The following is a 20,060-nucleotide window of genomic DNA, read 5'->3' on the forward strand; positions in this document are numbered from 1 at the left end:
TCGCTATTTGGCTCCAATGAAGGGTGTGTATTATTTATTATCTACTTTGGTTTTTGCGATATTGGCTTGGTGTAATCCCCATTTTTTTACGGAATAGAGCATGGAAAAATTTCATATCCAAGTAGCCTACTTGATTGGCAACCTGATAAATCGGTATATCCGTAGAAATCAGAAGCTCGCAGCTCTTTTGAACCCTTATATTTTGCAAATATTGGGTAAAGGTTGAATCTGTCGTTCTCTTGAACAACCGTTGGAAATGACTAGAGCTTAAATAGAAATTTTCGGCGACGTCCTGTACGGTAATGTTTTGGGTAGAGTTGCACTTGATGAATTGAATAATTTCTTCCATCTTGTTGATTGTTGTAGGATTATCTGAATTCAGTGCAGCACGTTGAAGCATAACTAGTATTTGAACGAGACTCGAGACAAGCAAAGCTTCATAACCCGTGTACCGCTTCAAATATTCCGAATACATCTTCTGAATCATCTCAAAAAAAATATTGTGCCTGTCCTCAAAATGAAGCCAGTGATCAACGCATTTATCCGGTTCGTAAACGATTTCAAACATTTTAGAGTCAATAGGTAAAAGCGCTTTCCAATCACGAAGAATTTCAACGTTGAATAGACATTTGTATATAACGAGCGTATGGTCCTGCCTGCGGGAAAGAGGCAGATACGTGTGCGGAATCCCACTTGGAATGATAAACATATCCCCATGCTTAACAGGAATTACTTGATCCTCAATATGTAGATGACCTGACCCTTCCCCTACCAAGTTGATACTAGTAAATTCAAGTATTTGCTGCACGGATGTAAACGCTTTCTCATAACTGTTTAAACTAATAGTGATGTGTCCCCCTTCAGCGGAGGAAACCTCAGTCATATGCTCTATTTTTTCTAACAAGTTCTACACACCTCACCCTCTTACAGCTGGCCAGTAAGTTTCTCTATAATAACCTGCTGGCCTTTATGTTCATTTTAGAGATTTTCAGGATATTAAAATTACTCGTAGTCACTAATCCCGCCTTCCTGCTGAATTTTTATCGTCTCCTCAATGCCTTTATTCATGGATTCATTTGTTTTCCTTAATGCTGCTAGGGTATCAATAGGATCCGTAGAAATTAGCCTCCACATGAAATACGTATCTTCGTTTATAAAGGTAAGGCCTGGCTTACGAGAAGGCGGTTTAGCACTATTCAAAGCAAATAATGATTGAATATGCTTTCCTTGCCATTGCGGTACGGCTTGGCCAAAAGCTTGTTGAACTGCAGCATCCCTGCGCGGAACCATGACTCCTTGCTTGGCTATCTCAAGTTGAACCTCTGGAGATAGCAGATAAGAGATAACTTGGAATGCTAAATCCTTTTTGTTGGATTGATTTGTTATAAACATGCCGTAATTATTAGGCTGAAATTTGGACTTCGGCGCCTCCGGGAAAATCGGAACCGAAGCAAAGTCGAAGTTCAAGTTTTTGTTCGCTGCCACAAATTTCGTTACATTTTCCATAGAATCTATGATCATTGCAACTTGGCCTCTGGCAAATTCATTCGGATTAACCAAGGGATTGCCTGGAATTTCGTAGAAACGTCTAAGATTATCAACAATTTTAACCCATCTATCAGAAACCATCGAAGCCTGATTTTCATTCGGATCAAGCCCTGGCTCCGACAACTGATTGAATCGCAAATAAATGGCTGGATTCATTTGGAAGCCTCTGTATGGAATGTCCCCCTCTTGTAGGGTTAACTTTTTGGCAATCTCGTACGCATCATCCCAAGTCATCCCGTCTTTGGGATAAGCTACATCTAACTTATCAAACATATCTTTATTGTAAACCAAGATATATTCGTTAGAGTTATAGGGCAACGAGTATAGTTTACCGTCCGATGAGTTAATGGAATGCTGCATATCAGCTGAATTCAACTTACTCGTATCGAAATTATACTTTTTGATCAGATCTGTCATATCATATTCCATTTTGAACCTTCGTACCTGTCTGTACGTATTACGGCGAACATCATCGAAAACGATATCCGGAATGGTCCCGAGTGCAATTAAGTCCTCATATCGTTTGCCTGGACTATCCCAAGCGACATGCTTTAGTTTAATATCCGGAAACTTTTTTTTAATAAATTGACCTATCTGCTGTTCAAAAATTTCTTCCTTTGCGAAATACGAAGGCCACGCCGTGAAGATGAACAATTCCTTATCTGGTGTTTGGGCTACAGTTTCAGAAGGAGGAGTGCCCTCCGTAGTCCTAATCGATTCCGTATTTGTCCCGTCAAAACATCCCGCCAAGACCAATAATACGGAGCCGATTAAACATGATTTCCTTATAACCTTCTTCAATTTTGGACCTGACCTCCTGTAATTGAAAGCATATTCATCATAAACTCTAGTACGTAATGTGATAATTCTAATATTTTAAGAAAAGTGGACAGTTTTAATATTAATTGTCTTCTAGGTATAGTCTGATTGAACTTTCAATAGGTGATATAAACCTTCCTACTAACGGTAAAGCCTTTGAAATTCTCCTGGCGTATGACCTGTAGCCTCTTTAAACACACGCGAAAAATATTTTGCATCCGAGTACCCCACTTGTTCTGCAACTTCAAACGCTTTCAACTTATTTGAAATCAGCAGCTCCTTTGCCTTTCGAACTCTCATTTCTTTGACAAATGAAGTGAAAGAAATGCCCAGCTCCTTTTGAAATAAAGAGCTTAAATATTCTGGCGTTATGCAAAATAAGTTTGCAAGCTCCTCCAGTGAAATCCCGCTTTGATATTTTTCCTGTATCATTTTCACCGATTTATTAATTACAAGACTATGCGATTTAGGAAGTGTTATAAAGCTTTCGGCGATCTTTGCAGTGATATCACGGAATACTTCCTTCAGTTCATATGGTGTCTGCACAAGCGAAATCCGATGATATATATCTTTCTGTTCTTTGGCTATTTTGACTTCCCCAAGGATAACTCCTGCCACGTAAAGAATCGCAGCTGTAAACTGAATGCAAGCATCAATGACATGCTGCGGCTCGGCAGCCTCTCTCATGCAATGCTGTACAAAGAGATCCGCTTCAGATCTAAGCCTTGCCTGATCATGGTTTGATACTGCTTCTTTAATTCTCTGCTCCCACTCGGTTGAGTAATGAAAAGCTCCTCTTGTCACGTTGCTAATCGATTGTTTATCCAAAGCTTTACCAGTATCGACAACAAGAGTCCACTTACGCATGGACCTGATATTGAGCATTTCGATTTTTAAATTTTTGATATGAGGAAGGATCGCCCAGGTAATGACGAAATCGTCCAACGGCAGAGATTGAAGCTTGGTAATCAAATGCTCCCACAGGCTGCCCATACAAGGACTTGATGATTTCATATGGAGTACAATGTCGATTTCGTATAGGTCCGGATATTCAACTAACGTAAAATCATTGATCCTGCTGTCCTGCCCTAACGTGTGATGAAGCGTGCTTTTTACGTTGTGAGAACATTCCTCGTAACATTTGCCGATATAGATGGATGCAATAAAGCGGTTCGAAGCATGTTCCTCTCCAATCCATTGTTTGACGTGCTCAGACATACGTTCAACCTCAATGTCGGATTGTGTAAGGAAGCGTTTGATTATTTGCTCATGATCCTCGCTGCTATCCGTGGCCGGTATTCCATTCTGCTGTTCGTTCGTCCTATCATTCTCCGCATTAAGGAGCACTTGTTTTAGATCATCTGCTGTAATCGGTTTCAATAAATACTCCATGACGAAACCGATCTGCAAAGCTTTTCGGGCGAATTCAAACTCGGAATAACCGCTTAAAATGACCGTTCTCGGAGTGATGCCCTCTTCCTTCAGAGCTTCCAGCATTTCAATCCCGCCCATAAAAGGCATTCTAATATCCGTAATGACCAGATCTGGCTTCATTTGTTTAATGGTGGCTATACCTTCCAGGCCATTCTCACACTCGCCGACAACTTGGTACAAATCGCTTAATTTATGGATCAGTCGAACAATGCCTTTGCGGATTCTTTCTTCATCTTCAACTACTACGATTCTCATGCATTTCCCCCCTTAAGCAGTGGTACAATGATACTAACTTTGGTGCCTTGACCCCAAGTGCTTTCAATTGAGCAATGAGCTTGATCTCCGTAATACAATTGCAATCTCTCCATCACATTCCGTACTCCAATTCCGAAGCTTGTAGCTGTACCCTTTGTTTCGCTTTCCATCATGCCTTTTAGGACGGTTTCATCCATGCCGCAGCCGTTATCTTCTATTTCCACGCATAAGAAGCTTTCGTTCAAAATAAAAAAGTGAATGTGCAGCTCGGCACCGGTTTTCATTCCTGCAAAGCCATGTATGATCGTATTTTCAACGAAAGGCTGAAGCAGCAGTTTATAAATTTTGGCCTCTTTTAGTACCGGATCGATATGTATATAGTATTGAAACGCGTCGTTAAATCGGTTTTTTTGTAAAAACAAATATTGCTCCAGCCACTCGAGCTCTTGAGCCAGTAACACCATTTGATTACTGTAGCTCACGCTATAACGTAGAATAAGGGCAAGCCCCTTTAGCATCCGGCTGATTTCATGCTCATCTTTATCGATGGCCATCCAGTTGATTGAATCCAATGTATTATATAAAAAATGCGGGTTGATCTGAGCTTCTAAAGATCGGATTTCCGATTCCTTTTGTTTTTGTACGGCTATTTTCGTCTCTTCCATTAACTCATTAATAGTCGTCATCATCTTATTGTAACTTGAAGCTATAATTGAAATTTCATCGCCTGCATTATCCTCCAGCTTTACGTTCAGATTACCTTGTTCGGCTAGCTGCATCGCATTCACAATTTTACGTATGGATTGGGTGAGTAGGCCTGAGAAATAAATAATGAGTAGAATCGAAAATGAGAACACGGCAATAGCCGTCCAAATATTAATTTTCTGCATGGAGTATATCTCCGAAAACATTTTATCTTCACTTGTTACATTTACAATAGTCCAACCTGTCTGCTCATTCGGGTAGTAATTAATGATAGATGACTGTCCCATAACTACTGCCTGCTGGGGAAGATTTTCTGAAGATGGAACTTTTGTGTTCAATAGGTTGAGAAAGCTGGTCCCGATCTTTTTTTTCTCCGGGAAAGACACAATATTTCTAGTGGCATCTATTAAAAAGTTGACGCTGGTAATTCCGTCCGCTTGGTTATCCATTAACGAAATGCTCGATGCCTTGGAAAGTATGGACTCATCCAAATCCATTATGAGGTAACCCATTATTTCCAGTTGACCCGACGAAATGCCGAACACCTTTCTAGCGATATGAAATACATTATCATCTTTGCCACCGTCAACTTTCACTCTTTCTGTTACGGTAATGAGAGGCCCCTGCTGCAAATTGTTCAACTTCAATAGATACGGTGCAGCATCCTTCTTTGAATTCCATGGTGAACCTATTATTTTATCATAAGACACTAAAGAATCTCCATTATTATCTAAAAAGGTTATACCTCGAATCCCCTCTTTAGAGTTGGAATAACCAGAGAACAACTTTTGAAGTGCTTCTGAGTAAAAAAGTTTATCGAAATCCGTGCCATGCAGCAGTTTTTCGATCGGTCTGATAAAATCTTTGTCAACAATTAATTGATATAAAGTATCATCATATTCGGATAAGCTCGCGTCGAGATTTTTGTTCGTTTGAATCAAATTATAGGTGACTAGTTCATTTATTTTTGTTTTCATTGCATTTGTCGAATTCCAGTAAGTTATGTAATGCATAAAAATGGATGGCAAAAAAGCGGCCAGCACAAAAGTAATAATTAACTTATTTTTATAGTTTATTTTAGGTTTCTTAAAACCTAGCATTCAATCACCCAATTTTGCTTTATTTTGTTCTATAATAAATCTTCTCCGATAATGTTGCTATAGAAATTCGTATATTTTTTCCTGAGTCCTATTATTCCTTCTTCCTAAACAACCTCGAGATGTACGTTATTCGCCACTTTCGTTACGTCATACAATAAAAATAGACCGAAATCCTTTCTTGCTAAAGGACCGGTCTACTTATGGGGAGAAAGTGAAATAGTGGCTATCGTCTTAGACGATTATTTACAGCTTGCCTTGCTTTATCCAAGTCCAAATCCGATAAGAACAGAATAGGGCAATAAACAACAACAACAAAAGGGCAATAAGCCATATACCGAGCCGATTAATTTTATTTAACCCTTCTGCATTAACAAACACAAATACAGTAAGACCCACGAAAAAAATATACATTAAGACATTTGGAATTATCCAGGCAATTCTTAGTCCCATATTGGATTTCATGCTGCCGCCTCCTTTGCGGATGATCTATCTTTAAAACATATTTTACTTCATTGTGCTCTGAAAGAGTATAAACAAGCCCCTCAGTAGTTCCAGTCTTATTATTCATCACTATTTCAATGTTATTAATTATGCCTTTTTTATGGAGATTATCGATGATGCTGTTAATATCAACTTTTTCTAACATCTATTAATGATCCCTTTAATAATCGATTCGATGAATCTGTAAAAGGTATTATGTCTTTTAACTTACATCATAATTATTTAATTAACATGATAATTTATAGTTATATTCAATATTCTGCCTTTAGTTTAACAAAAAAAGCAGACTGCCGTGGCACCTGCTCTTTTAGCTGCTTTTCAACTATAGTTTTCCATATACTTTTTTCATGTTCTTTGTATAAAGTTCAACAATATTGCCTTCTGTATCTTTGAAATATAAATTACTTGTTTCTGGGTTTTCTTTTCTAAAGGCTAAAAAATCAATATCCATTGATTTCAGTATTGAAATGGTATCTTCAAATAATTCTGGTTTAATATATAATGCAAAATGAACATGGATACCACCTTCATCATACAATCCATTCCGCCACTGACTAACAGAGGTTTGTTTTATTTGCAGTTGTTCTTCAGAAAAATTTCTTGGAAGCCATAATCCAAGTCTAGTATTTCCGCCGATGTATAACCAAGTAGCCCAAATCCTTCCTGTACCGCTCGTATCAAATTGTCCATTGTTATAACCCCACTGATCTACAATGGGAAATCCCAATTTTTCAGACCAGAAGCTTACTGCTCTTTCCATTGATTGAACCTCTAATACTAATTCAGAAACACCTTCGACCTGTAGTTTCATCTTCCCCCTCCTCGTTTATGGTGATAAAATCAAACAGAGATTCTTTATTAAGGGCTAATTAGCTGTATTTGAGATGCAACCTTATATTACCATAATTAGGAAGTACTCTGCTGAAATTTTCAAGAGCATGAAGGTTAATCCGTTCTTTCATTGTAGTTGAGTAAACCAAAAGAGGAGCTGCCGCGAGGCAAGCTCCTTTACAATCTGTTGTTTTTTAACTCTCATGTCCCGTCAAGCTTAAAAATCAAAATCAAAAAATGTTGTTCTATAGGATGTTTCCCCTTGAAAATTACTTTATTCTAATGACGACCTTTCCTTTGGCGCTTCCGCCTTCAAGGTAATGAAACGCTTGCCCGGCATCTCTCAAATTATACACCTTATCAATAACGGGCTTAATGTGACCTCCCTCAATAAATTCTTTTAAAATCTTCAATTGCGCTCCGTTCGGTTTCATAAAAAGGTAATGATATCTCGTTTGGCTCTTCTTCTCAAGCGCTGTGATCTTTCGGCTCACGATGGACAAAACTGCTGTTTTCATCCAACCCAATTGTGCTTCTTTTCCAAATGCTGCGTTTGGTACGCCGGAGATTGATACTATTTGTCCGTTTGGCTTCAGTATCTGGAATGATTTTTCCAAGACAGCTCCTCCTAAAGTATCATAAACGGCGTCATATCCTGTAAGCAGTTCTTCAAAATTCTCTTTTTTATAATTAATGATTAGATCGGCACCCAGCGCTTTGACCAATTCATAACCTTTATCGCTTGCTGTTGTAGCGACAAAAGCCCCCATCAATTTGGCCAATTGGATAGCAAAGGTGCCCACACCTCCTGAACCTGCGTGAATCAAAATTTTTTGACCTTTTTGAAGATCCAAAATATCTGAAAAGGCTTGATAAGTCGTAAGTCCGACCAGCGGAATGGATGCCGCTTCTTCAAAGTTTAGATTCTGCGGCTTCAGCGAAATATCTTCCTCATGTACAGCAATATATTCGGCTAATGTGCCGATCCGGCTTTTGCGGGGTCTCCCGTAAACTTCATCTCCGGGTTTAAATGCATTCACTCGGTTGCCAACCTTGGCAACAACTCCGGAGAAATCATTTCCTAAGATTAAAGGAAACTTATACTTTAGCAGGAATTTTACTTTTCCTTCCTTTATTTTAAAGTCGATAGGATTTAAGCTGGCTGCATGAATTTCCACCAGTACATCATGTTCTCCGATGTCAGGCGTTGGCCGTTCTGTCATAATTAATGGAGCATTTTTTCCGTATTTCTCAATTATCATGGCCTTCATTTAAAATCACTCCAACTATGATTATTAGTTTAAACAATTAAACCAATGTTAAAAAGTTTACCACTTTTACATATCATTGAGACTTGTTGCATTCAGCTTCAACGGCCGTAATTAATAATTTGAGTTGTTCAAGAGGTTTACGAACAGTTAGTACATAGTAATTTTCTACGCTTTTCTTTTCGGAATTAACAAAACCAGATTGTTTCAACACCTTCAAATGATGGGAGACGGCCGGCCTGGACAAATTTATATGGTCCGATATCGTATTGACATTAAGTCCTGATTTGTACTGTGCCAGCAGCATAATAATGGCTTGACGGTTTTCATCAGTCAACACTTCCAGCAAAGGGATGCACTCTTTAAATTGTTGCAGAACATGCTCGGTTTGTTGGCTCATACGCTCCCCTCTTTCTGTTCATTGGTTTAATCCTTTAAACATAACTATATTTAATTCAATTGCAATCTTTAGGTTTTCACAATTGCACGTCGGTTATTCAACTAAAATACCCTTTAGCCCCTTTGTCACTTTTCCATTTGTATGCTGCTTCTTAAATCTATTTTATGGAACTTTTTCGTGTTTTCCTCGTCTAACTATGTATGTATGAAGGAGGAGGAGAACTATGCACCACGCCCTTTTGCTAGTAATACTTTGTTCTCTATGGATAAACACGGATAATATACACCCGGAACAACATAAGATTGAGCAGCCAGCGGCCCAACCATTTATATTACCTCATTCGTACAATGAAAACCTGAATGTTAAAACGGGATACGGACCTAAGACCGGCAAGTGGTTTTTGAGTGACAAAGGTGGACAGATCGGCTTCTCAATTTCAGGAGGTTATAAGAAGGCGGGCAGCGATGTTTCGGTGAAACTGGCGGCCCCTATCCACGATAGGAACATCCGCTTTCGATTGTCCAAGCTGGACAAAAGCTTCAAGCCCATATCAATCCTGGATGAAAAAATCGATTCAATGGTCTCGGCCACCTCGCCCGATTATTCAAACCGACTGCCACAGGATCAGAATGCGTTATATTTGCTAAGCGCAGAAGTATTGGGCATAACCAACGAGGTAGAAGATACGTTATTGTCAGTCGTTTATGCTCCAATCTTGGAAATAAAATCAGCCATGTCTTTGGATAAGAAGCAGTATTCAAAGTTAGACACTGTTAGATTGAACATTAGCAATTATGGCCCCTCCGTATTAATGTTTGGTAAGCCCTATAAAATCCAAAAATATAATCAGTCGGAATGGGAAAACGCCCCTATCCAAAGAGCTTTCACATTAGAGGGCATAGGATTGGAACCGGGTAAAACATATGAACAAAAGGTGACCATCAATGATTTGGAGCCGGGGAAATACCGAATTTTAAAGGAAGTTTCCATAATGGATATTCACGATATTAAGGAGACTTTGACAGCCGAATTCGAAGTGATTTCACCTGAACATTCGCGAGAGTAACAAATAATTCGGGTACTCAACTCGTTAGGCCGCGGTGCGGCTCCCTTTCTTTTTTTAAGGTGATTTTATGAGCTGCTCTCAGCACATATTTTTATTCGAAGATTGAAATACTGATGCTCCCCATTCTCTGCTGGACTTACAGATTAGGAATAATCACCTTGGAAAACGGCGTGCCATATTTAACCTGAGGTTTCAGGAGACCGTTTTATGTTCCTTTAACGACTCCGTAACGCGCAAGTACTTCATTTACATCTTTGCTGCCTGACGCTTGATTGGGCAATGGAGAGCCGGCTTGAATGAGGTGCTCCACCACCGCGGGGTAATCCCCGGCCGAATCTCGAAAGTGAACAGCTCCCCATATGCAGCTGTTAAGTGCATTGCCACCGTACCCATGGGCTAGATGAACGGATGCACCGTGCGCAATCAGCAATCGTACCACTTCGTCGTTTCCACGCATAGCCGCGTTATGCAGAGCTGTAAAATCTTTGTAATCGCGGCGGGAATCCGCAGGGAACCTGGCTTCGAGCATCACACGAACGGCTTGAACCTCATTGTTCCAAGCGGCATCAGCAATTGAGCTAAGATCCTCTAGCGAGAGCGACTGTACCAGCTTCGGATCCTGCTCAAGCAGATTTTGCACCGCCGCCTAATCGGCCTGCATACAAGCAAGCAGCAGCCGCTGATTTGAAGGACTATGCTTCGCGATCAGATCCACGATCTCGGGATGATTGCGGCGTGCCGCAAGATAGAACGGTCGCGTATTAGAGCCTATTTTGTACGCGTAGATGTGTCCCCCATTCGAATCGCCGGACGTGAAGCTGCCCCGCCCAACTTGAGCTTGAAGACACTCGGGGTCGGTACGAATGAAAGAGCGAACCAGCTCCGTATCTCCGATATTGATCGCTATAAAAATATCTGCTGCCGAGCCACGCTCAATAAGAAACCTGCATTTAGCCTCGTTATCGATCGCCCATTGAGCCGGCGTGCTGCCATGATCGATATCACGCTTATCAATATCGGCGCCGTGAGCGAGCAGAAAATCAATGATTTCATGTTCAGTGGCAAAATGAAGTGGAACCTGCCCATCGGGTCCGCGCTGATTGACGGCTGCGGGATTCATCTCGACCAGTTCTTTCACAGTATCCAACATACCCAGTGCTGAGGCCGCATGTATATCGACGGGGGCTCCTAGTTCAATCAAATATCGGGAAAGCTCATGATGGTCATGATGCAAAACCCCGAATCCTCCGGCCCACCAACTGCTTTTTGCATGCAGATCAGCGCCGTGCTCCAGTAAAATATCCACGACTTCGCGGTTCCCGTTTGCCGCTGCTGCGACAATCGCGGGCGTATCGAAGGCAAACCACGGCTCGTTAATTTGCTTGGCGAGAAAGGGATGCTCGTTTAGGCATCGCCTCGTCGCGACCGTATCATGGCTCATGATCGCCTGTTTGAACTGTTCTATAACCTTTTGCTCGTTCATGTATTTACCCTCCACTAGTTTACCTTTAAAGAAGTAAATCAGACTCTAATTACCGAATAAAGTTCATCTCCATTTTTTAGTTGCAGATAAAAATCTGGACCAGAAAACAGCTCCAGCACTCATATAGTCACCTCAAATGTTTTCACGTAAATATTTTAACATAATTAAAACGGGAGTTCTTGTTCTATTCAACTCTTGTTTTTCGTCAGTTCAATAATCTACCGATTTCTGCAACACAGATATATTTTCATTAAGGAACGCTTTATTTTTTTCAATTCCTCTATTTTTACACCAGACAACAGCACTAAAAGCATCATAAAAATCATAAAACGGCAATATTGCATCCAAATCCAATAGGGGACGAATTGTGGAATACCCTTCTTCATACCTAACTCTGCTTTGAGGATTTACTTCCCAAATATAACGATTTATTTTTGTGAAATCTATTTCAGATGCCCCTCCTCGTGCACTCTCGAAATCAATAATACCAACGACCCTATTATCATTTGTTAATATATTACCTGGTCGAAAGTCCATATGAACAACACACGGTCCATCAGGATGAGGCAGAATTGTGAAGGTCCTATCAAAGTGATTCATACATTTTTCGAATAAATCTCTATCAATGATTTCTTTACAGGGTTCTTTCAATTTTTCGAAATTATTTTTTATGTAAAGTCTCCAATTGTTCTGATCAAGATATTGAAAACCGTCTTTTACTTCAACACCATATCCCGGCATTTTGACTTCATGGAGTTTTGCATGATAGACCCCAATTTGAAATGCAAGTTTATCGTTAACAACACCAGTGCAAGGTGACCCTTGAATCTCAGTTAAAAGTAAAGCACCCGATATTAAGTCATCCCCACTCCAGAAGTCTAAAACTTTTGGAACCGGTAATACTTGGCTCAACATTTCTAGCATACGATACTCACGAAAAAGTTTATCCTTATTATAAGGGATCTTAGCATATACATTTTCTCCATTAATAAGACTAAGCTTGTATACTTCTGAACTAAATGACTCAGGCACATGATCTATACTTATAACATTAAGGTTAAATCTTGTTATAATCGTTTGTATTGTGTTCAAATTGAACCTCCTTGAGTCTGAATGACATATTATCGAAAACTTTATTAGAGTCACGATTATATCTTGATATCTCTAACAATGCTTCATTTGCTACATTTCGTACATTAGCATGTTCGTTCGTGATTTATATGTAATAAAAATGGGCGCATACTTTAAATTAAAAGTAGCGCCTAAAGCATTAATTGCATCTGTGAGCAGTTCAAATTCGATTAATTCAGTAGCCACCACGTTATACTGCCCATTCGTAATGAGGCTGTCATGCTCCTTAGACTGCACCACAGAGCATGAAAGTTATTCCGTTCTTTCGTGGTACTTAACGTTCTTTACTCATTTTGTACCAACTTAGCGCTTTACTTTCTAGCTCTTTAACAAACTCATCTTTACCATCCATATAAGCCTCAATGTCCCTTGGGAACTGTTTGACGAGGCTTTCTTTTAAAACTCCATAACGATTTGCTTCATCGGTATGCGATCGGAGGTAATCCCTTACAACCAAATGGCGAGTAATGTCTTCCTTATTATCCCCTTGAAACACATGCACTTGATGCGTGCGATTATCTCCGCCTTTACGGAAATACCTTCTTCCATTCATGCCAAGCTCGCCCATACATTCGTAACCTAATTCTTCCATTCGACCATTAAACGAATCTATTTTTTCAATATCTTTGACTACTGGCATGATATCAATGATTGGTTTGGATTTTAACCCTGGAACTGAAGTGCTGCCTATATGATGAATGTCGATTAACTCATCAACAAAAATATCCTTTATTCTTTGAGATTCCTCGCTAAACTTTTGTCTCCAATTATCGTTGTATTCTGTAACCACAACATTCATTTAATTAACCTCCTCAGGGAAATATTCATTGCGATCAGATTAGGGCATTCCAATATCATAAAAAGTAAGGGAGAAAAAAAGATACAAAACCGAAATCATCGCTTGACGAAGTCATTCGATTTCGGCTCCGTGCCCAGCCTAGCCCTAGACAAAAACTTAAGAACGGTAATGACAGCGCACACGACTTTATTCGAATTTATTCGACTCGAAACCATTGCCTGCTCCCAAAAGCCTGCATTTATACAGCCTTTGGCCGGTATATCCGAAGTCTTATTGAATTCATGCAAATGTGCAGTTATCTTTACATTCTTAGCTGAATCGGAGCGTTTCCATGAAAATTGATGTACTTTTGCAGGTTTTTTCTCTCTACAGCAATTCTGGCAGGAAAATAACTGCATGTTTGCAGGATTTTATGAGGACTAGTGGTCGGAGGAGGGGCAAGTAGTGATTTTGAGGTTGAGCCCGATTAATTTCTCGTTGCAATTCGGCCAAAGTTGTACAGTGTTGAAAAAAACACTTTAATTTTGCCTGATGCAAATTATTTATGAAAATAATTGTATTCTCAAAAAATAAAAACCAATCCCTCACTAAGTTACAGTGCCAGACTGGTTCCATTTTACCACATGTTGCTAACTTAAACTGCTCTACTCGGGCTTCTTCTTACGAGGAAGAAGTAAGCTAGCATCGCGGCAGCGCTCGTTAATAAAATAATTACGCCCAGCGGAACGGCAGTGTCTTCACCCGCGATTCCGACTAGCGGAGAGACAACTGCTCCGAGCAAGAAGGGAATGACACCAAGTAGCGCAGCAGCGCTGCCCGCCATATGACCCTGGCTCTCCATTGCAAGAGGAAATGCTGCCGTAGATGTAATGCCGATTGCCGCTACGAAGAAAAATAGCGGAATCACCAATGCAAAAAGCGGTCCATGGACGATGGCGACCACTAAGACAGTGACACTGGCCAAACAGGCAAGCGATAGGCCGAACAATAGAAAGGTATGTTCGGATACGCGATGCGCCATCCGACCGACTAGTTGAGAGCCGATGATCAGGCTGATGCCGTTCGATCCGAACAAAACAGCGAATACGGTCGGTGAAGCTCCGTAAATATTTTGATAAATAAAGGGCGTTCCCGAAACATACGCGAAGACCCCAGCGATCATAATACCCTGTGCCAGCATGTAACCGACAAACTGGCGATCTCGCAAGAGCGATCCGTAGTTCCGCAGCTGCTGCATGAAATTGCTGGGTCTGCGGCGATCAAGTGGCAGAGTCTCTTGAAGCCCCCATTTTGTCATCGTCAGTAGGTAGACTCCGAGCAGTGCCAGTGCTATAAATACGCCGGTCCAAGTAGTGAAAGAAAGAATCCCACTACCGCTAACCGGTGCCACGAGCGGACCCAAATTACCGACAAGCAAGAGCAATGAGAAAAATTTTGTTAGTTCGTGACCGCTGTACATGTCGCGTGCAATCGCACGGGAAATAACAATGCCCGCCGAAGCAGCAAAACCTTGCACGAACCGGAATGCGATCAATAGCCCGATATTTGGCGAGAATGCGCAAGCTAACGAGGCGGCGACATAAACGGCCATGGAAATTAGCAGTGGATTGCGTCTACCATAGACGTCGCTCAGCGAACCCATGATGAGCTGGCCGATGCCGAGTCCAAGTAAGCAAGCGGTCAGGCTGAGCTGCACGAGCGAAGCTGTAGTATCGAATTGCTTCACAATTTCCGGAAACGCCGGTAAATACATATCGATAGTAAAAGGCCCCAGTGTCGAAAATAAACCGAGCAGCAACGCTAGTCTATACACATGCTGTTTGTTCTTGTTGGTCATAATAAAGAGAATCTCCTATTCTTCATTCCGTATCCAAGACTCTTAATCTCTATATGTCGCTTTCGAATTTGCACAAGATCCGGAAGAAGACTTGTACGCCTCGAAGCAAAGAGTCTGTTTTATATCCTATCACAACTGTACGGATTCCGACAACCAATTAAGTATAAGAGCTGAATCCTAATATACGTTTATCCGTTTCATTCATTATCCTCCATCAATTGACACTAACCTTTATAACAGTACGTGTACTAAAAGTGCATACTTACATATTTTCAGTGCAATCTTTATACTCAAAAAAGGAAATAAATAAGCACTAAGGAGGACAAATCTTTGAAAACTCTTGTTATTGTAACACACCCAAGCATAGAAACATCCGTCATTAATAAGCGATGGGTAGAAGAACTGAAACAATACCCTGAAAAGTATACAGTTCACGAATTGCATAAGGCTTACCCTGATGGAAACATAGACGTGGGAAAAGAACATAAATTGGTTGAATCGCATGGTAATCTTGTTTTGCAGTTCCCTATATATTGGTTTAATTGTCCGCCTCTCCTTAAAAAATGGCTTGACGATGTTTTGACTTATGGGTGGGCTTATGGTTCAAAAGGAGGCGATAAATTAAAGAATCGCAAAGCTGCTCTAGCCGTATCTGTCGGAATTAGAAAAGAAGATTACAGTAAAGAAGGAAGATATCGCTATACACTTGATGATTTATTATCTCCTTTTGAAACTACCTTCCTGTACTGCAATGCAAATTATCGTTCGTTTTTTGCGTTTTATGGTATGGAAAAAGAGCCTGGTGAAAATGTGCCTGGTACAGAAAATGAGCTGTCTGCAAGCGAATTGGAAAAAAGTGCATTAAATTATTTGAAATTTGTTGACAACCTATAATAGGTAGCTTTATTAAGACTGCTAAAAAAAGAAGTATTTCCTTGACCAGGAGATACTTCTTTTGATTTAAACAAACTAACTTTGCCTACCGCTGTACAGCCTCCAGAGCTAACGAACTGTTTTTCTCTCCCCACTCGCACATCATATTTAACAATGGAATTAATGAAAGACCACGTTCAGATAATGAATATTCAACTTTGGGTGGTATTTGGGGAAATTCCTTGCGTATGATAAGGCCATCTGCCTCCAGTTCTTTTAACATAATGCTCTGAGTTTTAAAGGAAATGCTTCCAATACATCGCTTCAGCTCATTAAATCGCATAACCTTATTTTCAGACAGCCAATACATAATGATCATTTTATATTTACCGCCTATTAAGGACAACGTGTATCCAAAGCCAGTTTCTTTTAGTTTCACGCCACTCGGAACACAGGTTTCGCGCATAAGTTACACTCTCCTTTTGGTAAGTATATGTTATAAATATGCATACTTTACAATGGATCATTATGTAATCTTATTTTCTCTATAATTTCACTAACGCAATGTTCTATATCTTTATTTGAGCAATCAAGCATTGTATCACTATATTTCATGTATAGGGGAACTCTTTCCTCGTAAACGTCCTCAAGGCTATTTCCTTTCTTTATTACAATACCTCTGGTTGTTATGTTTATTAGTCTCCTTTTAATTTCTTCATATGGGACATGTAAATAAATAACCTGCCCACCCTGTTTAAGGACATTCATAGTTTTTTCTGAATAGATAACACTTCCACCTGTAGATATTATGCAATTTTTTAGTTGCAAACCAGACACAATTTTTTCTTCGACTTCCATAAATTTTTCAATACCATCTTTATCAATTATATCTTGTAACGACCTGCCTTCATGTTGTTGTATTACATTATCTGTATCCACGTAATCCATTCCTAAAGCTTTCGCAAGCAATCCACCTAAAGTGCTTTTGCCGGCTCCAGACATACCTATAAGAACGATATTCATATTCTTCCTCACTTTTGGAATGCCTCCATTTTTTCCTTTAATTAATTCGAACTAAACTGCCTTTAGGTGAAAAATGATGCCATTCATGCCGGAAGCCTGGTTCTGGTTGTTTACTGTGCTCTCTTCTTACTTTAGCACATTAATGTTTCTCTAATTCCATTAACATCATTAACAATAAAAGTTGGATTAGATTGGATTATTTCTTCGAGTGTCCCATATCCATAGGTTACTGCAATGGAACAAATACCAGTATTATTTGCTCCAATTATGTCATGTTTTCTATCTCCAATCATAATAAACTCTTCTTTTTCATAGTCATTGTACTTATCCATTATATACTGAATAATTTCTGTCTTGGCCGTCATTGTTCCATCAAGATTACTGCCTACAACAAGGTCAAAATATTTTTCAATGTTAAAGTATTGCAGTATTTTTTCGGCGAAAACAGTAGGTTTAGATGTTGCCACCACCAAATTCTTTTGATGCTCCTTAAGATGTGCCAGAAGCTCGGCAATTCCTGTATACAATTCATTTTCAAACATACCTGTTTCCTTAAACCTTTCCCTGTAATACTCAATGGCCAACTTTGATTGTTCTTCATCGAAAGAATAGATGCTGGAAAATGATTCTTGAAGTGGAGGACCAATAAAGGGTTCAAGTTCATCTAGTTCGGATACCAAAATCCCCATCTTCTCCAAGGCATATTGTACACATTTGGTAATTCCAATCTTCGAGTCGGTTAATGTACCATCTAGGTCAAAGAGAATTACTTTGTATTTGTCCATAGTTGTCCCTCTTTTTTTCGTTTTCTACTTTATTCGACCGATTATAACACAACCCCTCTATCACGTTAAACGGCCTGTTACTTTAAATAAAAAAAGAGCTGCGCCTGAGGCAAAAAAACAGATAGGTTAGCAAACAGCAATTCATAAGAAATCACATTATGTTTTAATGGTATAATTAATGATGGAATCTAAATTTAAAATAGAGAGGCGGTAATTGTATTGGAAACGGGTAATAAAGCAATAACGGTAGAAACCACAGTTCATAAATCGGTTGGAGAAGTGTGGAAATATTGGACGGAGCCACAGCATATAACAAAATGGTGTTATGCTTCTAATGACTGGCATGCGCCAAATGCTGAAAATGATTTAAAGGTAGGCGGAAGATTTCTTACAAGAATGGAAGCTAAGGATGGTAGCTTTGGATTTGATTTTGGTGGTGTTTATGATGAAGTGAGAATTAACGAGTATATCTCTTACACTATTGCCGATGGAAGAAAAGTTGCGATTACCTTTATTAGCCAAGAAAACAACACTAAGGTAATTGAAACTTTTGAAGCAGAAACCATCAATTCCATTGAAATGCAAAAAGCTGGCTTTCAGGCGATTCTGGATAATTTTAAAAAATATAGTGAAACCTCTAAAGAAGCTTAGGTTAAAATGAATCGGATGAACTGCGCAAATAAGGATTAGCAAACAAAACAACCCTTCCATGGAAATTGGATAAGGGTTGTTTTTGCCTATGCATCATATGAGCTTGCGAACATGAAAATTATCTTCAAGCAACGCCCAATTTTGTGGGAACGGATAACCCAGCACCCAATAACTGACTCCTCTCAAGTTGTAGGACTTAACGAGGTCAAATTTGGCCTGAGCGCTTCTCGCATCCTCGAACCAGACTTCATGCGTTCGTTGCTTATCATCGACATATCGAAAGAATGGAGTCTGGGACACTGGATCGTACTTGATCTCGGCTCCATGTATGGTAGCGCGACGCACGGCTTCCTGCATACTGAACGTTTCAGCCTGCTGTCCTTTTACATGTGGAAGCAGCCAATCGCGTGCGTAAAGCTGGAAGCCCATAAATATTTTATTCCTCGGGATGACCGTGACTGCATAGTCAAGAACGCGCCGTATTTCGTTGATAGGCGATATGGCCTGTGGAGGACCGAACCGGTATCCCCACTCATATGTCATGAGGACGACAAAGTCAACGATATCTCCATGTGCAGCATAATCGTGGGCTTCGTACAGCAGCCCCTTCTGCTCAGAACTGGTTTTGGGGGCAAGCGCGGATGAGACGAAATATCCTCTTTCATGCAGCCTGCGAACTGCCAGTCGAAGAAATTGATTATAGGACTCACGATCGCTTGGATACACGTTCTCAAAATCAACATTTAAACCGCGATAACCTTTGGTTTCCATGATCGTTAAGATATTGGTCACCAGCTTATTTTGCAATTCAGGGCTCGACAAAATGGTATGGGCCAGCTTCGAGCCGGCTTCAGTAGCGGAAAAGTTGGTGATCGACATGACGGGTACAACATGTTCATCGTAAGCAGCTGCTATAAGCGCCTGATCATCTACCGATTCCAGGCTCCCATCATCCTTCATACGGTATCCAAAGGGACAAAGGTAAGTTAGATGCACCCCGTCCTGCCGAACTTGCCTGGCAGCTGTCTCACCGAAGACGTTCGTATAAGCATTGACATCGATGGTCTTCTTCTGCTTTTCCGGGATTTTTAAGGTTTGACCTGGGTAAATAATGTTATGATTCGTAATTCCATTGGCTTGTGAAATGGCCTGCATAGAAACACTGTAGCGCTGAGCGATTGCCCATAGTGACTCGCCTGGCCGTACGGTATGATACAAAACTGGGATCACTAGTACTTGCCCCGGTGTAAGTTGCCCGACATCAGAGATTGAATTTGCCCGAGCAATAGCCTCTACGCTGATGGCATAACGGTCAGCAATCGTCCTCAGAGTGTCTCCTGACCTCACCACATATTCGGGATATGGCTCCGGAATGAGTAACGCCAAACCTATAACTAAATGATTGGGATCTTCGAGCCCGTTAACTGCTATAATCCGATTGGTAGGAACACCATACCGATTGGAAATCAACCACAAATTTTCTCCTCTTTGTACCACATGGATTTGCACAAATTTACCTCGCTCTCGCGTTAGCTTCTATAAATACATTAT

20 protein-coding genes are annotated in these 20,060 nt (G+C 40.2%); 3 read left to right on the forward strand and 17 right to left on the reverse strand.

Translation table 11 applies throughout. The annotated features are described in order from the left end of the window. Window positions 1-37 precede the first annotated feature (37 nt). The 8 genes from NV381_RS03245 to NV381_RS03280 form a co-directional block, all read right to left on the reverse strand. Entirely contained in the window at window positions 38-904 is an 867-nt protein-coding gene (locus tag NV381_RS03245; protein WP_258211830.1) for a helix-turn-helix transcriptional regulator, read from the reverse strand. A 98-nt stretch (window positions 905-1,002) separates the two neighbouring features. After that, a complete protein-coding gene (locus NV381_RS03250; RefSeq protein ID WP_258211831.1) occupies window positions 1,003-2,349 on the reverse strand; it encodes an ABC transporter substrate-binding protein in 1,347 nt (448 codons plus the stop codon). A 159-nt stretch (window positions 2,350-2,508) separates the two neighbouring features. Beyond that, window positions 2,509-4,056, reverse strand: a complete 1,548-nt coding sequence (locus NV381_RS03255; RefSeq protein WP_258211832.1) for a response regulator transcription factor — start codon at window positions 4,054-4,056, stop codon at window positions 2,509-2,511. Further along, window positions 4,053-5,738 (reverse strand): cache domain-containing sensor histidine kinase, encoded by a 1,686-nt coding sequence (locus NV381_RS03260; protein WP_258211833.1) that lies wholly within the window; start codon window positions 5,736-5,738, stop codon window positions 4,053-4,055. The genes NV381_RS03255 and NV381_RS03260 overlap by 4 nt, the downstream gene beginning before the upstream one ends. A gap of 366 nt (window positions 5,739-6,104) precedes the next feature. After that, window positions 6,105-6,323, reverse strand: a complete 219-nt coding sequence (locus tag NV381_RS03265; protein WP_258211834.1) for a hypothetical protein — start codon at window positions 6,321-6,323, stop codon at window positions 6,105-6,107. A gap of 361 nt (window positions 6,324-6,684) precedes the next feature. After that, complete coding sequence (locus NV381_RS03270) at window positions 6,685-7,173, reverse strand: VOC family protein (protein ID WP_258211835.1); 489 nt, start codon at window positions 7,171-7,173, stop codon at window positions 6,685-6,687. A gap of 289 nt (window positions 7,174-7,462) precedes the next feature. Beyond that, window positions 7,463-8,464 carry an NADP-dependent oxidoreductase gene (locus NV381_RS03275; RefSeq protein WP_258211836.1) on the reverse strand — a complete coding sequence of 334 codons (1,002 nt, stop codon included), beginning with the start codon at window positions 8,462-8,464 and terminating at the stop codon, window positions 7,463-7,465. A gap of 73 nt (window positions 8,465-8,537) precedes the next feature. Beyond that, a complete protein-coding gene (locus NV381_RS03280) occupies window positions 8,538-8,861 on the reverse strand; it encodes an ArsR/SmtB family transcription factor (RefSeq protein ID WP_258211837.1) in 324 nt (107 codons plus the stop codon). A 223-nt stretch (window positions 8,862-9,084) separates the two neighbouring features. Between NV381_RS03280 and NV381_RS03285 the strand changes: the two genes are divergently transcribed. Next, window positions 9,085-9,927 (forward strand): immunoglobulin-like domain-containing protein, encoded by an 843-nt coding sequence (locus NV381_RS03285; RefSeq protein WP_258211838.1) that lies wholly within the window; start codon window positions 9,085-9,087, stop codon window positions 9,925-9,927. Between the two features lie 205 nt (window positions 9,928-10,132). Here the strand turns inward: NV381_RS03285 and NV381_RS03290 are convergent, their stop codons facing one another. From NV381_RS03290 to NV381_RS03310, 5 genes are all read right to left on the reverse strand, one after another. Further along, the gene (locus NV381_RS03290) at window positions 10,133-10,567 is read right to left on the reverse strand and encodes an ankyrin repeat domain-containing protein (protein WP_258211839.1); all 435 of its coding nucleotides are present in this window, start codon (window positions 10,565-10,567) and stop codon (window positions 10,133-10,135) included. Window positions 10,568-10,573: 6 nt separating this feature from the next. Further along, window positions 10,574-11,410: an ankyrin repeat domain-containing protein gene (locus tag NV381_RS03295; RefSeq protein WP_258211840.1), complete on the reverse strand. Its 837-nt coding sequence runs from the start codon at window positions 11,408-11,410 to the stop codon at window positions 10,574-10,576. 210 nt (window positions 11,411-11,620) lie between these two features. Continuing rightward, the gene (locus tag NV381_RS03300) at window positions 11,621-12,502 is read right to left on the reverse strand and encodes a phosphotransferase family protein (protein WP_258211841.1); all 882 of its coding nucleotides are present in this window, start codon (window positions 12,500-12,502) and stop codon (window positions 11,621-11,623) included. A 313-nt stretch (window positions 12,503-12,815) separates the two neighbouring features. Next, window positions 12,816-13,340 carry a GrpB family protein gene (locus tag NV381_RS03305; protein ID WP_258211842.1) on the reverse strand — a complete coding sequence of 175 codons (525 nt, stop codon included), beginning with the start codon at window positions 13,338-13,340 and terminating at the stop codon, window positions 12,816-12,818. 634 nt (window positions 13,341-13,974) lie between these two features. Further along, a complete protein-coding gene (locus NV381_RS03310) occupies window positions 13,975-15,177 on the reverse strand; it encodes a multidrug effflux MFS transporter (RefSeq protein WP_258211843.1) in 1,203 nt (400 codons plus the stop codon). Window positions 15,178-15,507: 330 nt separating this feature from the next. Here NV381_RS03310 and NV381_RS03315 point away from each other — a divergent pair, with 330 nt between their 5' ends. Further along, window positions 15,508-16,071, forward strand: coding sequence for an NAD(P)H-dependent oxidoreductase (locus NV381_RS03315; RefSeq protein WP_258211844.1), 564 nt, complete (start codon window positions 15,508-15,510; stop codon window positions 16,069-16,071). An 85-nt stretch (window positions 16,072-16,156) separates the two neighbouring features. On the opposite strand, the gene NV381_RS03320 is transcribed toward NV381_RS03315, so the two are convergent. The 3 genes from NV381_RS03320 to NV381_RS03330 form a co-directional block, all read right to left on the reverse strand. Next, window positions 16,157-16,516: a winged helix-turn-helix transcriptional regulator gene (locus tag NV381_RS03320; RefSeq protein WP_258211845.1), complete on the reverse strand. Its 360-nt coding sequence runs from the start codon at window positions 16,514-16,516 to the stop codon at window positions 16,157-16,159. A 47-nt stretch (window positions 16,517-16,563) separates the two neighbouring features. Then, window positions 16,564-17,085, reverse strand: a complete 522-nt coding sequence (locus tag NV381_RS03325) for a shikimate kinase (RefSeq protein WP_258211846.1) — start codon at window positions 17,083-17,085, stop codon at window positions 16,564-16,566. Between the two features lie 119 nt (window positions 17,086-17,204). Beyond that, entirely contained in the window at window positions 17,205-17,858 is a 654-nt protein-coding gene (locus NV381_RS03330) for an HAD family hydrolase (protein WP_258211847.1), read from the reverse strand. A gap of 219 nt (window positions 17,859-18,077) precedes the next feature. Between NV381_RS03330 and NV381_RS03335 the strand changes: the two genes are divergently transcribed. After that, on the forward strand, window positions 18,078-18,509 hold the full coding sequence (locus NV381_RS03335) for an SRPBCC family protein (RefSeq protein WP_258211848.1): 432 nt from the start codon (window positions 18,078-18,080) through the stop codon (window positions 18,507-18,509). A 93-nt stretch (window positions 18,510-18,602) separates the two neighbouring features. Here NV381_RS03335 and NV381_RS03340 read toward each other — a convergent pair whose 3' ends face one another. Beyond that, window positions 18,603-20,018: a LysM peptidoglycan-binding domain-containing protein gene (locus NV381_RS03340; RefSeq protein ID WP_258211849.1), complete on the reverse strand. Its 1,416-nt coding sequence runs from the start codon at window positions 20,016-20,018 to the stop codon at window positions 18,603-18,605. Between the last annotated feature and the right edge of the window lie 42 nt (window positions 20,019-20,060).

The sequence above is a fragment of the Paenibacillus radicis (ex Xue et al. 2023) genome (assembly GCF_024722015.1).
In the GTDB taxonomy this organism is placed as follows: domain Bacteria; phylum Bacillota; class Bacilli; order Paenibacillales; family NBRC-103111; genus Paenibacillus_S.